Origin of the sequence: Cyanobium sp. ATX 6A2 (genome assembly GCF_024346355.1) — a bacterium.
In the GTDB taxonomy this organism is placed as follows: domain Bacteria; phylum Cyanobacteriota; class Cyanobacteriia; order PCC-6307; family Cyanobiaceae; genus NIES-981.
On sequence record NZ_JAGQCU010000009.1, the window covers coordinates 94,858 to 107,498 of the forward strand.

General features: G+C 68.5%; 17 protein-coding genes, 1 pseudogene and 1 riboswitch. Of the genes and pseudogenes, 12 read left to right on the plus strand and 6 right to left on the minus strand.

Features of this window, described 5'->3' with window-relative positions:
* Positions 1-11: 11 nt before the first annotated feature.
* On the plus strand, positions 12-356 hold the full coding sequence (locus KBY96_RS09990; protein WP_254979219.1) for a hypothetical protein: 345 nt from the start codon (positions 12-14) through the stop codon (positions 354-356).
* Here KBY96_RS09990 and KBY96_RS09995 read toward each other — a convergent pair.
* Together KBY96_RS09995 and acsF are read right to left on the minus strand one after the other, a co-directional pair.
* Positions 349-1,080 (minus strand): aldehyde oxygenase (deformylating), encoded by a 732-nt coding sequence (locus tag KBY96_RS09995; RefSeq protein WP_254979220.1) that lies wholly within the window; start codon positions 1,078-1,080, stop codon positions 349-351. The genes KBY96_RS09990 and KBY96_RS09995 overlap by 8 nt on opposite strands.
* Positions 1,077-2,120, minus strand: a complete 1,044-nt coding sequence (acsF, locus tag KBY96_RS10000) for a magnesium-protoporphyrin IX monomethyl ester (oxidative) cyclase (RefSeq protein WP_254979221.1) — start codon at positions 2,118-2,120, stop codon at positions 1,077-1,079. The genes KBY96_RS09995 and acsF overlap by 4 nt, the downstream gene beginning before the upstream one ends.
* Positions 2,121-2,263: 143 nt before the next feature.
* Here acsF and KBY96_RS10005 point away from each other — a divergent pair, with 143 nt between their 5' ends.
* From KBY96_RS10005 to gorA, 10 genes and pseudogenes are all read left to right on the plus strand, one after another.
* A complete protein-coding gene (locus tag KBY96_RS10005; protein WP_254979222.1) occupies positions 2,264-2,710 on the plus strand; it encodes a DUF1622 domain-containing protein in 447 nt (148 codons plus the stop codon).
* An 83-nt stretch (positions 2,711-2,793) separates the two neighbouring features.
* On the plus strand, positions 2,794-3,099 hold the full coding sequence (locus KBY96_RS10010) for a helix-turn-helix transcriptional regulator (RefSeq protein ID WP_254979223.1): 306 nt from the start codon (positions 2,794-2,796) through the stop codon (positions 3,097-3,099).
* Positions 3,100-3,104: 5 nt separating this feature from the next.
* Positions 3,105-3,743 carry a pentapeptide repeat-containing protein gene (locus tag KBY96_RS10015; RefSeq protein ID WP_254979224.1) on the plus strand — a complete coding sequence of 213 codons (639 nt, stop codon included), beginning with the start codon at positions 3,105-3,107 and terminating at the stop codon, positions 3,741-3,743.
* Between the two features lie 182 nt (positions 3,744-3,925).
* Complete coding sequence (locus tag KBY96_RS10020; protein ID WP_254979225.1) at positions 3,926-4,426, plus strand: MotA/TolQ/ExbB proton channel family protein; 501 nt, start codon at positions 3,926-3,928, stop codon at positions 4,424-4,426.
* Positions 4,423-4,776, plus strand: coding sequence for a hypothetical protein (locus KBY96_RS10025; protein ID WP_254979226.1), 354 nt, complete (start codon positions 4,423-4,425; stop codon positions 4,774-4,776). Before KBY96_RS10020 ends, KBY96_RS10025 begins: the two co-directional genes overlap by 4 nt.
* Positions 4,773-5,123 (plus strand): hypothetical protein, encoded by a 351-nt coding sequence (locus KBY96_RS10030; protein ID WP_254979227.1) that lies wholly within the window; start codon positions 4,773-4,775, stop codon positions 5,121-5,123. Before KBY96_RS10025 ends, KBY96_RS10030 begins: the two co-directional genes overlap by 4 nt.
* A gap of 8 nt (positions 5,124-5,131) precedes the next feature.
* The gene (locus tag KBY96_RS10035; protein WP_254979228.1) at positions 5,132-5,935 is read left to right on the plus strand and encodes a hypothetical protein; all 804 of its coding nucleotides are present in this window, start codon (positions 5,132-5,134) and stop codon (positions 5,933-5,935) included.
* Between the two features lie 168 nt (positions 5,936-6,103).
* Complete coding sequence (locus KBY96_RS10040) at positions 6,104-6,409, plus strand: helix-turn-helix transcriptional regulator (protein WP_254979229.1); 306 nt, start codon at positions 6,104-6,106, stop codon at positions 6,407-6,409.
* A 63-nt stretch (positions 6,410-6,472) separates the two neighbouring features.
* Positions 6,473-6,622: pseudogene (locus tag KBY96_RS10045) on the plus strand (pentapeptide repeat-containing protein); the annotation flags it as partial.
* Positions 6,622-7,986 (plus strand): glutathione-disulfide reductase, encoded by a 1,365-nt coding sequence (gene gorA / locus KBY96_RS10050; RefSeq protein WP_254979230.1) that lies wholly within the window; start codon positions 6,622-6,624, stop codon positions 7,984-7,986. The pseudogene KBY96_RS10045 and the gene gorA, both read left to right, overlap by 1 nt.
* A 10-nt stretch (positions 7,987-7,996) precedes the next feature.
* On the opposite strand, the gene KBY96_RS10055 is transcribed toward gorA, so the two are convergent.
* Positions 7,997-8,449 (minus strand): hypothetical protein, encoded by a 453-nt coding sequence (locus KBY96_RS10055; RefSeq protein ID WP_254979231.1) that lies wholly within the window; start codon positions 8,447-8,449, stop codon positions 7,997-7,999.
* 95 nt (positions 8,450-8,544) lie between these two features.
* On the opposite strand from KBY96_RS10055, the gene pdxH reads away from it, so the two are divergent.
* Positions 8,545-9,228, plus strand: coding sequence for a pyridoxamine 5'-phosphate oxidase (gene pdxH / locus KBY96_RS10060; RefSeq protein ID WP_254979232.1), 684 nt, complete (start codon positions 8,545-8,547; stop codon positions 9,226-9,228).
* Positions 9,229-9,236: 8 nt separating this feature from the next.
* Here pdxH and KBY96_RS10065 read toward each other — a convergent pair whose 3' ends face one another.
* From KBY96_RS10065 to KBY96_RS10075, 3 genes are all read right to left on the minus strand, one after another.
* A complete protein-coding gene (locus KBY96_RS10065; protein ID WP_254979233.1) occupies positions 9,237-10,706 on the minus strand; it encodes an iron uptake porin in 1,470 nt (489 codons plus the stop codon).
* Between the two features lie 90 nt (positions 10,707-10,796).
* Positions 10,797-11,444 (minus strand): HupE/UreJ family protein, encoded by a 648-nt coding sequence (locus tag KBY96_RS10070; protein WP_254979234.1) that lies wholly within the window; start codon positions 11,442-11,444, stop codon positions 10,797-10,799.
* Positions 11,445-11,454: 10 nt separating this feature from the next.
* A riboswitch (cobalamin riboswitch) is annotated at positions 11,455-11,595 on the minus strand.
* On the minus strand, positions 11,590-12,641 hold a 1,052-nt coding region (locus KBY96_RS10075), incomplete at its 5' end, for a metallophosphoesterase (RefSeq protein WP_254979235.1). Its footprint overlaps the riboswitch before it by 6 nt.

The following is a 12,641-nucleotide window of genomic DNA, read 5'->3' on the forward strand; positions in this document are numbered from 1 at the left end:
CACCCCCCCCCATGCCCCACGCCGATCCCCTTGCCCCAGCCGCCGTCACGCCGATGCAGGTGCTTCTGGCTCCCGCGCCTCAGCTCAGCGGAGATGGACAGTTGCGTGAGCTGATCCAGGAGCGCCGGGAGTGCTCGGGTGGCACCGGCTCGATCTGGTACCTGCCCCCTGAACTGGTGGCGGCGCAGGGGTTGGGTCAGGGTCTGGAGGCCGTGGTCACCCCCACAGCGGCGGTGTGCACCTGGCTGCAGCTGCGTTTCGGGGGTTGCCCCAGCCAGGCGCCCCTCGCCAGCGCCTGGCTCGATGCCGAGGCGGGGGCCTTGCCTCCCGCCGCCCCTCTGGCCCGACTCAGCTGAGCGCTCCGGCCCTTACGGCCGGGGCGCTGAGGGCCCGGGCCGTGAGCCGGTTCAGCAGGCGCCGGGCTTCGCCGGCGGTGTAGCCGATCGCCTCCAGCGAGGCCTGGAACTCCACCACAAACTCAGCCACCAGCTCCTCGGGATCGATCCCGATCGCCTCCAGGTCATGTTCCAGAGTGCTGAGCATGGCCAGGGCCACCGGCACGGCCCGGCCGGCGCAGGCCTCCACCCGCTCCGCCACCGCAGCGAAGCGCGGCCGCAACCACTGCTCTCCGAAGTTGAGATGCTCGGCCTCATCGCGCATCACCGCTGCGGTGATCGGCTGGGCGTAGGCATCGGCCACCGGCAGGTAGAGCCGGTAGGCCGCCACCGCAAAGCACTCGATGATCAGGCACTGGATCACCAGGCAGCTCACCAGGTCGCCCTGCCGCTCCGCCTCCAGGAACTGCTGGTGCAGAGGGGCCAGCAGGCGGCGGGCCAGAGCCTGGTCGGGCCGCACCTCCAGGTGGCGGCCGCAGCCGGCGAAGTCCACAGCGTGCCGGCCTTCCATGGCCCCCAGCCGGAGCAGCTCGTCGCGCTGCTCGGGCAGCAGCGCCGCCAGACGGCGGAAGTGGCGATCCGCCATGCCCTCACCCACGATCACGAGGCCGTTGATGCGGCTGTAGGCGTCGCGGTAGGCCGGCGCGTCAGAGCGGGGCAGGGTTGCCGTCGGGGTGCCGCTCATGCCACCACCTCCTGCAGCTCGGCCCCGGCGGCTCCGGCCTGCTCCACGCCGGTGGCCACCATGGGCTGGCAGAACTGGCGCAGCAGCAGGGTGCCGAAGCGCAGCTGCAGCCCCAGCTTGCGCAGGCCGCGGGCCTGCCGGAGGTCGCGGAAGGTGTCCACGATTCGATCCCGCAGGGCGATGAAGGCACTGCTCTCCAGATCGAACACGGCCGGGAAGGCCCGGCGGGCCGTGCGGTTGGTCTGGCGCATCACCTCGGCGTCGAAGCGGTTGGGATCCATGCCCAGGATCCGGTAGAAGTTGCCGCGCTCACACACCGTGAGGCTGTGGGTGAGGAACACGCTCCAGAGGAAGAAGCGGCTCAGCAGCCGCCCGCGGATGCCCTGGCGCAGGCCGGGCCAGCAGCGGATCAGCATGTTGAAGATGTCGCCGTGGCGGTTCTCGTCCTGGCACCAGGGCTCGAAGAAATCGAACAGCGGAGCGAAGTTGTTGTCCGGGTTGGCCTTGAGGTGCCGGTCGATCAGGATGTAGCGCCAGTAGCCGATCTTCTCGGAGAGATACACCGAATAGAGCACCCAGCTCAGGGGAAACCAGGTGATCGGCCGCTTGGTGCTCAGTTTCGGCAGATCGATCTCGATCCCCTCGGCCACCAGGGCGCGGTTGAGGAAGCCGGCATGGCGGGCCTCGTCCCGCGCCATCAGCTGGAACAGCTCACCCAGTTCCGGCCGTCCGGCCTTGCCCAGCCGGCGGGAGAGTTCCTTGAACAGCAGGAAGCCCGAGAACTCCGACACGCAGGAGCGCACCAGATAGCTCTCATAGGCCTCCTTCTCCACGGAGGAGAGGTCCTTGAGGCGGCCCAGGGGGGCCTTGCGATCGAAGTGCTCGCGGTTGTAGTCAGCCTTCATCTCGCCGAGCATGGCCTCGAACTCGGCCCGTTGTCCCTCGATCGGGGTGCGCGCGGCCTTCTCGATTTCGGTGGTGTAGAAGCGCGGCGTGAGCAGGTCTTCGCGCAGGTGCGGAGCGGCAGGGGTGGCGGTCATGGGGCTGGACGCAGACCAGGACAGGATACAGCGTTATCACAGCATCGTGATACCAAGTTAATCTGCGGCTCCTCACCCGTGCGGCTGCCACGGTCCGGCTGGGCTAGAGCGTGGAGGTTGTCAAGGCGCCGGATCACGCGCGGATGGTGGGGCTGATGGCCGTGGACCTGATGTCGATGGAGCTGGAGGTGAACGGCTCGCTGCAGGCCGTGGCGCGGCTCGCCGAGTTCTTCGATGTGCTCTGCGTGGCGGTGATCCTGGGGGGCACCGCGATCACCGTGGGCCGGGCGATCTACGTGGGCCGGATTGCCGGTGGCAAGGCCTCCTACCTGGTGGCGCGCCGCACCTTCGGCAAGGTGTTGCTGCTGGCCCTGGAGGTGCTGATCGCGGCCGATCTGATGCGCACGGTGTCCCTCAGCCTCACGATCTCCAGCGTGCTGGCCCTGGGGCTGCTGGTGATCGTGCGCACGATCCTGAGCTTTTCGATCCAGATCGAACTGGAGGGGGATCTGCCCTGGCGGGTGGGCCGGCCCGGCCATCCCGCCGCCATCACTACACGCCGGCAGCGTGATGATGCGAAACAGGCCTAGCGCGTCTCTGAGTTGACGTCAGGTGCTTAGAGTGGTGGCGGTCGCCGCCCCGCTTTCCGACCCGTCCCCTTTTTCCCTTTCCTATGGACGCCCTGGCCGAGTATTTCAAGGTGTTTTCCGAGCCCAACCGCCTGGCGGTGCTCGATGCCCTGCGCCAGGGGCCACTCAACGTGACGGCCGTGGTGGAGAGCACCGGCCTCAGCCAGGCCCTGGTGTCGAAGCATCTCAAGCTGCTCACCATCGCCGGGATCGTGAAGCGCAAGCCTGAGGGCAGCCTCGTGTTCTACCAAGTGATCGACAAGGGCGTGTTCAAACTGATCCTCCAGGCGGAGAAGCTGCTGTTCACCGCCCGTCGGCAGCAGCTTGATGCCCTGGCGGCCATCCTCTAGTGGTGATGCCGCTGCCGACCACTCTCGTGGCGTTGCGCCAGGCCCTGGCTTCGGGAGAGCGACGGTTTCCAGGCCTGCGGCTGGGCGATCTCGACGGCGTTGACCTGGATCTCTCCGGCTGCGACCTGCAGGGCGGCTGCTTCAAGGAAGCTCGCTTCGGCAGGGCCTGTCTGCAGGGCGCCAACGTGGAGGGGTGCTGCTTTCAGCAATCCCTGATCTGGGGTGCCGATCTCTCCCGCCTCAAGGCCAGCCACTCGCAGTGGCATGACGCGGATCTGTCCGGATCGCGGCTGCAGCAGGCCGATTTCTCCGGAGCCCCGCTGCACCGCTGCTGCCTGAGGGGTGTGGTGGCGGCCGGCAGCGTGTGGCGCGATGCCCGGCTGGTGGAAGCCGACTTCCGCAGCGGGCTTGACCAGCTCACGGACCTCGGAGGTGCCGATTTCCGGCACGCCGATCTCAGCTTCGCGCTGCTGCAGGGTGCCCAGCTGCATGGGGCCGACCTGCGCGACTGCTGCCTCTACGGCGCCAACTTCGCTGGCGCCGATCTGCGCGAAGCCGACCTCTCGGGTTGTGACCTGCGCGATACCCAGCTCAGCGGAGCCAACCTCACCGACGCCCGCATCGAGGGCGTCCTGTGGCCGTAGGCCTCTGGCGGTGATCAGTCCGTTGTGGTGATGGGCCGCCAGCAACAGGGACGGGAGCTGATCGAAGGGCTGATCGACGGCCTGAACGGATGCACGCACAGCCAAGGCCTGTCAAGCCAGCCCGACACAGGCCAGGCGGCGACAGAGTCAATACGATGCTGGTTCAAACCCTTCAGGACCCGGTGAACGCACCGTTCCTCGGCATCTACGGTCCGGTTGCCGTTCCTCTGATCCTGCTCTCGATCGCCGTTCTCACGGTGGGTTTCGACCGATGGCGCTACTGGGTGCTGTGGTGGCGCCGGAGGGAATCCCGCAGGCTCCTCTGCACCCATCTGGCCGAAGGGGGAACAGCCGCGCTGGAGCGCCAGTTCGACGACTGGGACCGGGAGATGCGCTACGGCGAACCCCTGCTCCACGCGGCCAGCGTGATCGGCCCACTCCTCGGACTGGTGGGCACCGTGATCGGCCTGATGCGGGTTCTGGCGAGCCTGGGTCCCCAGCTTCTCGTTCCCGCGGGCGCCAGCCTGCGCAGTTATGGAATGGTGCTCACCAGCACCGCCCTGGGGCTGACGGTGGCCGTGATCGCCACCACCTGCCTGTTCGCCAATCAGGCGTTGCGGCAATGGCAGCTCGATCGGCTGCACCGCTGGCGCCAACGGCGTCTGGAGGCGGGTCTGCCGTGAACGCCGCCCTGCTCAGCCTGGTGGCCTCCACCCTGGTGGTCTGTGGTGGGGTGTCCGTTCTGCCGGAGTTCTGGGCCCGGCAGCCCCTCCAACCGAGCACCACCGCCACCAGCCTCACCGCTCCCGGCCCTGAAGACCTGGTGCTGGTTCAGGTTGGGGAGGATCGCTGGTTCATGAACGGAGATCCGATCAACCGGCAGCGGCTGGGAGAGCTGCTCGACGCCTCGGCCCCGGCACTCACAGCCCGCTATCTCCCCTCCCGGTCCCTCAGCAGCGGACAGGTCGCCCGCTCGCTGCGGTGGCTCGAAGGGCACGGCCTGCGGGTGGAGATGCCGCCATCGACGCCATGAACAGGTTGCCTTCGCCGCGGGATGGCCTGGTGATCGGGGCGATGTCGACCCTGCTGGCGGGCGTGGCGCTGGCCCTTCTGATCGGGCCCCAGAGGGTCGCGCAGCGCGAGGCAAGCGAGCTCATCCTGGCCCTTCGGCTGGAGCCGGGAGGGCGGATCTGGCTGTGGAACCAGCCCATTGCGGCTGAGGGGCTGCCCGCTCTTCTTCAGGAGGCGTCGTCCAGGAACCAGGAGCTGCGCCTCCGCCTGATGCCAGCCCCCCAGGTGAGCTGGGCCGACGTTCAGGACCTGGTCAGCCAGCTGAAACCAGCGGGCCTTCCGATCGAACTGCACCTGCCTTCCCCCTGACAATCCCCATGGCCCGCTTCGCTCCGGTCCTTGATCTCCACCTTCACCTCAACCAGGCCCGCACCCGGATCCTGGCCCTGCGCAACCGCTGGCGTCGCTCTCCTCTGGAGCCACTCACCCTGCCCCTCGTGGCGGCAGTGCTGCTCAACGCAGCCGGCCTGAGCCTGCTGCAGATGCGCCAGAACCGGCTCGTCAACGCCCAGGAGGCGCCCGCCGCGGAGGACACCCAGCAACTGCTGGAACTCAGCGATGGTCTTGAGGCAACGCCGGATCTCAACAGCGTTGAGGTGCCCCTGCCTCCCCCTCCCCTCGATCTGCTGGCGGATGCCCCGGGAGATGCCTTCCCGTTCTCCACTGCCTCCAGCACCGACGGTTCCGAAGCGGTGGAAGCGGACCCGGGCTCCGCCGAGACGCTGGCCGCCCAGCCTCCGGCCAGCGGCGACAGCGCAGCAGAAACCCAGAAGGCTGCGAGTCCGAACTCCGAAGCCCCGGCGGTTGACCCAGAGGCCGCCGAGACCACCCCCGAAGGCCTGCTGATCCTCCTTGCCCAGACCGTCAACCCCTACGACGCCAGCTGGGAAACGGCGACCGCAGAGGGCACCCCGCCCAACGAACTGCGGAAGCTCCCCGCCACCCTGGCCCTCCGGTCCCTGCCCGTGGACGCAGCCCGCCTTGCCGGTCTGCCGGTGGTCCATGGCCAGTCGGTGCTGTTTGACGATCGCCTCTACCTGCTGTGGGTGAAGGGCAACACCCTCTGGATGATGAGGGCCGAGTTCGGCTCAGCGAGGGCTGGGGTCGGGAAACCTGAGTAGCAGGCCGGCGGGGGTGGCGGCAAAGGGCCCGGGTGGTGATCTCAGCAGGACACAGCGCTAGTACAGCAGCGTGATGATGCATAACATGGGTAGCGCGCCTCTGTGTTGATGTAAACGGCGTAGGCTGGGTTTGCTCGCCGTACCGCCTTCCTGCAATCCCGCTTCCCCATGGACGCCCTGGCCGAGTATTTCAAGGTGTTTTCCGAGCCCAACCGCCTGGCGGTGCTCGATGCCCTGCGCCAGGGGCCACTCAACGTGACGGCCGTGGTGGAGAGCACCGGCCTCAGCCAGGCCCTGGTGTCGAAGCACCTCAAATTGCTCACCATTGCCGGGATCGTGAAGCGCCGGCCGGAAGGCAGCCTCGTGTTCTACGAGGTGGCCGACAGGGGGGTGTTCAAGCTGTTGGCCCAGGCAGAGAAGCAGTTGCTGGTGTGCCGCCGGCAGCAACTCGATGCCCTGGCGGCGATCCTCTAGGGGTGATCGACGCTCTGCCGACCACTCTGGAGGAGCTGCGGGCTCCAGCACTGCTGCTTCAAGGAGGCCCTGCTCTGGGGGGGCGACCTCCCGGGCTCCCTCCTGCAGGATGCCGACCTGCGCGGCTGTGACCTGCGCGACACCCGCCTCGCCGGTGCCAACCTTCAGGGGGCCAGGCTGGATGCTGCCAGGCTTCCCTCAGCCCCTTCCTGATGACCGAACGCTTTGATCTGATCGTGCTGGGCGCCGGCTCCGGTGGCCTGGCGGCTGCCAAGCGGGCCGCGTCGTACGGCGCCCGGGTGGCGATCGTGGAGGGCGATCGGGTGGGCGGCACCTGCGTGATCCGCGGTTGCGTGCCCAAGAAGCTGCTGGTGTACGGGTCGGCCTATGCCCACACCCTGGCCGACGCCCCCAGCTACGGCTGGCTGGTGCCTCCGGTGCAGCCTGATCCGGCCACGCTGCTGCGCAACGTGCGCGCCGAGGTGGACCGGCTCAACCGGCTGCACATCGGTCTGCTCGAGAAGGCCGGGGTGGATCTGGTGCCGGGCTGGGGCCGCTTCGCCGCCGCCAACACGGTGGTGGTGAGCGCCGCCGATGGCTCCGAGCGGGAATTGTGCGCCGAACGCATCCTGATCGCCGTGGGCGGGCGCCCCCACCGCCCGGATATCCCCGGCGCCGACCTGGGCTGGGTGAGCGACGACCTGTTCCTGCTCGAGAGCCTTCCCGACGCCGTGGTGGTGGTGGGAGGCGGGTTCATCGCCTGTGAATTCGCCTGCATCCTCCATGGCCTGGGCGTGCGGGTGACCCAGCTGGTGCGGGGCGATCACCTGCTGCGGGGCTTCGATCGGGAGGCCACCCTGGCTGTGCAGGAGGCCATGGAGGAGGCGGGCATCGAGATCCGCTTTGCCCACTCCCCGGCCGCGATCACCGGCCAGTGCGCCCCCGGTGAGTTCACCGTCACCACCCAGAGCGGCGAGCAGCTCTCCTGCGGGGGGGTGCTGCTCGCCACCGGCCGCCGGCCGTTTCTCAAGGGGCTCAACCTGGAGGCCGCCGGGGTGGCGGTGGAGGGGTGTCGCATCCCCGTGGATGCCAACCAGTGCACCAACGTGCCCGGCATCTTTGCCGTGGGAGACGTGACCGACCGGGTGAATCTCACGCCGGTGGCTGTGGATGAGGGGCGCGCCTTTGCTGACAGCGTCTACGGCCGCAAGCCCCGGCAGGTGGACCATGAGCTGGTGGCCAGCGCCGTGTTCAGCCAGCCGGAGCTGTCTGGGGTGGGCCTCACCGAGGAGCAGGCCATCGAGCGCCACGGCGCCGATGGGATCCGCGTGCATCGGGCCCGCTTTCGCGCCATGAACCAGGCCCTGCCGGCCCGGGGGCCACGGGTGCTGCTCAAGCTGGTGGTGGAGGCCGCCAGCGATCGGGTGCTGGGCTGCCACATGGTGGGCGAGCACGCTGCCGAGATCATTCAGATGGCGGCCATCGCCGTGGGCATGGGGGCCACCAAGGCCGATTTCGACCGCACCATGGCCCTGCACCCCTCCGTGGCCGAGGAGTTCGTGACGATGCCGAACTGAGCGGCGCTGCTCAGGCGCCGCTGGCCTCAAAGCCCCACTGGGAGCGGATCGTCTCGTTGCTCACCTCCCAGGCATGTTCAGCGCTGAGCACGCTGTGGCTCTCGCGGGCCGGCACCACGCCCCGTTGCGCAAACTCCGCCTTCAGCTCCTCCAGGTAGGCACGGGCTTCAGCGAGCAGCTGATCGAGGTGCTGGCGGCCCCCGGTGACCCGCAGCATTTCGGGGGTGGTGCGGCACAGCTCCAGGTCCTCGAGATGCTGGTGCAGCCAGGTCCATTCGTAGCGCAGCATCGCTGGCGTGCAGGCCCTGAGCTGCTGGCGGTAGTGGCGGCGGTGCCGCTCCAGCTCGGCGCCGCCGGCGGGAGTGATGTCCGTGGCTGGCTCGGCACCGGCGGCGTGGCTGGCGGTATGGCTGGCGGCATGGCGCTGGCCGAGTTTCTGCATGATGTCGCGCAGGTGACTCATGGCGGCAGCGGGTGGGGACAAGGGCTGGTGATGCATTCTTGCTCCCTTGTCGCCGCCAGAGTGGGGAGGCGTTGTTGGCCAGCAGCTGAATCCCCATGACGGCCCAGGGTGGAACGGATCTTGCGGTGGATGTGGCCGCCCTGCGCCGCGAGTACAGCCAGGCCGGCCTGCAGCGGAAGGATCTGGCCGGTGAGCCGGTGGCCCAGTTCCGCCTGTGGTTTGAGCAGGCCAGCGCCGCCGGGCTGCTGGAGCCCAACGCCATGGTGCTGGGCACCTTCGATGGCCAGCGTCCCAGCAGCCGCACCGTGCTGCTGAAGGCCTACGACCAGCGCGGCTTCGTGTTCTTCACCAATTACGGCAGCCGCAAGGCGCGCGAGATCGACGCCCAACCCCGGGTGAGCCTGCTGTTTCCCTGGTATGGCCTCGAGCGGCAGGTGGCGATCCTGGGGGCGGCCGAGCGCATCAGCGCCGCCGAATCCCTGGCCTACTTCAGTTCCCGGCCCTTCGGCAGCCGGGTGGGGGCCTGGGTGTCGCAGCAGAGCAGCGTGATCAGCTCCCGCAGCATCCTGGAGATGAAGTGGGAGGAGATGAAGCGCCGCTTTGCCAGCGGTGAGGTGCCCCTGCCCGGAGCCTGGGGGGGATTCCGGGTGGTGCCGCTCGAGGTGGAGTTCTGGCAGGGCCGCGAGAACCGCCTCCATGACCGCTTCCGCTACCGCCGTCCGCAGGGGGACGGCGGCGGGCAGGGCTCTGGCTGGACGATCGAGCGGCTGGCTCCCTAGGGGCTTCCCTAGAAGGTGAAGGTGGTCTTGAGCACGCCGCCGTAGGTGTCGGAGCGACCGCTCCGCTCAACCCAGAAGAAGGCGGGGGTGACGCTGATGTTGTCGGTGACCTGGACCTTGTACCAGAGCTCGTAAGCCAGGGTGTCGTTGCCGGGGTCACTCCAGACACCGCCGGTGTCGATGCGGCCGCTGCCGCGGTTGGACTGACCGGCACTGCCGATGGCCATGCCCAGGGCGTTGCCCTGAATGAACATGTCTTCCCACTGCAGACCCACCATCCAGCTGTAGCCCTCGTCGAAGGGGCGGCTGGTGTTGAAGTCGCTGTAGCCGAAGCCGGCGCTGATGGAAGGCACCCAACTGGACTCGGCGGGAGACCAGTAGGCGCTCAGGCCGATGTTGTTGGAGCTGTTGTCGAAGACGTAGCCCAACTCGGAGTAGGTGTAGACGAAGGCCGCACCCCAGTTTTCACCGGCGTAGCCCACCTGAGCGGTGACGGTGAACTCTTCACCGGCGCCGACGGAGGAGTCGCGAGCGGCATCAGAGGCCGACACGTAGTTGACGCTGGCGTTGAAGCCACCCTCAGGAGCCTTGTACCAGAGACCGACACCGGCACCCTCGTTGAGGTTGTAGGCGCCGGGGGCGCCGGCCAGGGTGAAGATGTCGAGGATCGTGTCGGCTGGGTAGGCGCTGGGCCACATGGCCAGCATGTCGTCCTGCTCAACCTTGGCGCCAACGGTTGCCGTCCAGCTGGTGCCAATGGGGAATTGGTAGAAGAGCTTGTCGACCTCCACGGAATCGGCGGCACCCTCTTCCCCGAAGGCCACTTCCATCAGGGTGTTGCCATCGCCGAACACCGAGTTGCCGAAGTTGCCGGCACGCAGGCGGGTGCGCAGCAGGTCCTTGCCCGTGAAGCTGGTGTCCAGGGTCAGCTGAACGTCGTAATTCGCGGTGACGTTGTCGCCCAGGCCGGTGTTGCTCGCACCGCCCACGGTCATGGTGGCGATACCGTTGAGCTTGGTGGTGGTGGAGAACTGGTTGGCCTCCAGCTCCCCCACCTTGGCCTCGAGGCCATCGACGCGGCCCTTGAGGATGGCGAGTTCCCGCTCGAACTCGGCCATCAGGCGCTTGAGCTCGTCGGTCACCTCGGTGACGCGATCGAGGCAGGCATTGAGCAGGGCGGCAGCCTCGAAGCGGGTCATGGCCCGCTGGCCCTTGAAGGTGCCGTCGGGGTAGCCGGCCACGCAGCCGTAGCGCTCGATCAGGTTGGCGAGCGCCTGGTAGGCCCAGTCCGTGGGGCGCACGTCGGGGAACTGGGAGATGCTGGTGACCTGCTCGCCGCTCAGGGACGGGGCGGCGTACTGGTTGAGGTCGTTGAGGTTGAGCTCAGCGGCGTTGACGGTGGCGCTGGGGGCGGCCACCGCAGCAGCGATCAGGCCCACGGTTTTTGGGGCCAGCAGCCGGCGGAGACGAAGGAACATCGAAGCCCAGGAAGCGGATGCTGCCGGATGGTAACAGGAATGAGAATGAAAGCCATTCCCAGTGCCGGTGTCGATCGTCCTCGGCTGCCCTCAGGCCATCACCATTGACCAGGCGAAGGCGGCGCCGATGCCGATCCAGATGCCGGCCAGCAGCTTCCGGCCGTTGTTTCCAATGGTGGCGAGCAGCGCTCGCGACCCCGCGGTGACCACCAGCAGCAACGCCCCCTGGCTGATCAGCAGGCCCAGGAGATAGGTGAGCAGCGGTGTGGGTTCGGCGCCCACGATGGTGCCGCCGAGCAGATAGCCATGCAGGCCCATGGCCGGCACCAGCACCGCCGGGCTCACCTTGCCCAGAGCCACCAGACCGGCCAGCACCAGGGTGAGAGACACAAGGGCCTCGGCATAGGGCGCGACGGATTCGGCCAGGGGGAGGCCCTGGGCGATGGCGCTGCCCAGCAGAGCGGCGGCCAGCAGCGGGATCACCCAGGCCCTGGGGCGCTGAAGACCCACAAAGCCGATGGCCAGCAGAAACAGCAGATGGTCGGGGCCGAGCAGGGGATGGCCGATGCCGCTCACCAGGCCCATCCATGGGGAGATCTGCAGGCCCTCAGCCATGCCGAAGGGGTGATGGGCCAGGGCCGCAACTGGGGCCAGGGCGCTCACCAGCGCGGTGCCCAGGAGCGCCGCCAGGCGGAGAGGCCCCGTGGCGCCCGCCGCGGGGGAGTTGCGATGATTCAAGAGTCGATCCTCGTCGTGTGGAGACTCTGGCGGGCGTTCTGACTTCCCCTGACGGGGTTCACAGCTGCGGGACAGCGCCGGATTTGCACCGGACTTTCCCCGTTTTCTTCAGCAGCTGATCTCTGCTGAAACCAGAGGTTGAACCTTACAGCGCCCGGACGGGATCCAGTTTCAGAGCCTGGTCACGCCGTCGCAGCTGCGGGCCGGTGCTGGGGGTGAGGGTCCCGGGCAGGCTGGTGGGCCGCACCACCTGCAAACCGTTGAGTTCCAGCGTGGTGGTCACCACCTCGCCCCGCTGCTCAAACAGATCCAGCACCGTGAGCGTCTGCTCCGGCGGGCTGGAATCGTTGAGGCGCCGGCGCGGTCCGCTGCCCATCGCCCCCAGGCTGAGCAGGTTGATGCCGCCGACCGTGCTGGGGAAGTAGGCATGGTGATGGCCGCTCACATAGAGGTGGCTGGCGGTGGCAGCCAGCAGCTGCCCCAGTTGCTCCGGCTGGTTGAGCACCTCCCCGGGGCGGTCGCGCCCCAGCCCCACCCCATAGGGCGGCAGGTGGCCCATCACCAGCCTGAAGCGGGCCTGCCGGGCCTGGGGAGCGCTGAGCTGGGCCCGCGCCCAGGCCCAGTCGGCGGCGGACACCGTGGCGGAGGAGGCATCCAGCACCACCACGAACACGGGGCCCTGGCGCAGGCTGTAGCGGAAGGGGAACGGGCTGGCCTCCACGATGTCCAGCCCCAGGCTCCCCTGGCGTGCCAGCCAGTAGCGGGCGGCCCGCTCCCGGTCGAGAGCAAAGGTGAAGCCTCCGGCGCCGCGGCTGCTGGAGGCATCGTGATTGCCCATGGCCGGGGCAAAGCCGCCGCTGCGGCGCAGCACCGGCTGCAGCACATCCCGATCAAAGCCGGCCCACATGGCATCGAGCTGGCCGCTGTCCAGTCCCAGCTTCTGGCCCGCCACCATGTCGCCGGCACAGAGCACCAGATCGGGCTGCAGGGCTGCGAGCAGCTCCACCCCGCGATGCACCTGGGCGATGTAGGTGGTGGAGCCGTAGCTGGCGTTGAGGTCGCTGATCAGGGCCAGGCGCAGGTCGCCCCGCGGCGGCAGCTGGGCCGCCGCTGAGCTCCGCCACCAGCCGGTGGCGATCAGTGCTGCCGTGCCGGCGCCGGCCAGTCCCAGAAAGCGCCGGCGGGGGATGGGCATGG

Excerpts from the sequence above, each read along its gene's own strand:
- KBY96_RS09990 (WP_254979219.1), top strand. The coding sequence starts at position 12 with ATGCCCCACGCCGATCCCCTTGCCCCAGCCGCCGTCACGCCGATGCAG.
- KBY96_RS09995 (WP_254979220.1), bottom strand. The coding sequence starts at position 1,080 with ATGAGCGGCACCCCGACGGCAACCCTGCCCCGCTCTGACGCGCCGGCC.
- acsF (WP_254979221.1), bottom strand. The coding sequence starts at position 2,120 with ATGACCGCCACCCCTGCCGCTCCGCACCTGCGCGAAGACCTGCTCACG.
- KBY96_RS10005 (WP_254979222.1), top strand. The coding sequence starts at position 2,264 with ATGGTGGGGCTGATGGCCGTGGACCTGATGTCGATGGAGCTGGAGGTG.
- KBY96_RS10010 (WP_254979223.1), top strand. The coding sequence starts at position 2,794 with ATGGACGCCCTGGCCGAGTATTTCAAGGTGTTTTCCGAGCCCAACCGC.
- KBY96_RS10015 (WP_254979224.1), top strand. The coding sequence starts at position 3,105 with ATGCCGCTGCCGACCACTCTCGTGGCGTTGCGCCAGGCCCTGGCTTCG.
- KBY96_RS10030 (WP_254979227.1), top strand. The coding sequence starts at position 4,773 with ATGAACAGGTTGCCTTCGCCGCGGGATGGCCTGGTGATCGGGGCGATG.
- KBY96_RS10035 (WP_254979228.1), top strand. The coding sequence starts at position 5,132 with ATGGCCCGCTTCGCTCCGGTCCTTGATCTCCACCTTCACCTCAACCAG.
- KBY96_RS10040 (WP_254979229.1), top strand. The coding sequence starts at position 6,104 with ATGGACGCCCTGGCCGAGTATTTCAAGGTGTTTTCCGAGCCCAACCGC.
- gorA (WP_254979230.1), top strand. The coding sequence starts at position 6,622 with ATGACCGAACGCTTTGATCTGATCGTGCTGGGCGCCGGCTCCGGTGGC.
- KBY96_RS10055 (WP_254979231.1), bottom strand. The coding sequence starts at position 8,449 with ATGAGTCACCTGCGCGACATCATGCAGAAACTCGGCCAGCGCCATGCC.
- pdxH (WP_254979232.1), top strand. The coding sequence starts at position 8,545 with ATGACGGCCCAGGGTGGAACGGATCTTGCGGTGGATGTGGCCGCCCTG.
- KBY96_RS10065 (WP_254979233.1), bottom strand. The coding sequence starts at position 10,706 with ATGTTCCTTCGTCTCCGCCGGCTGCTGGCCCCAAAAACCGTGGGCCTG.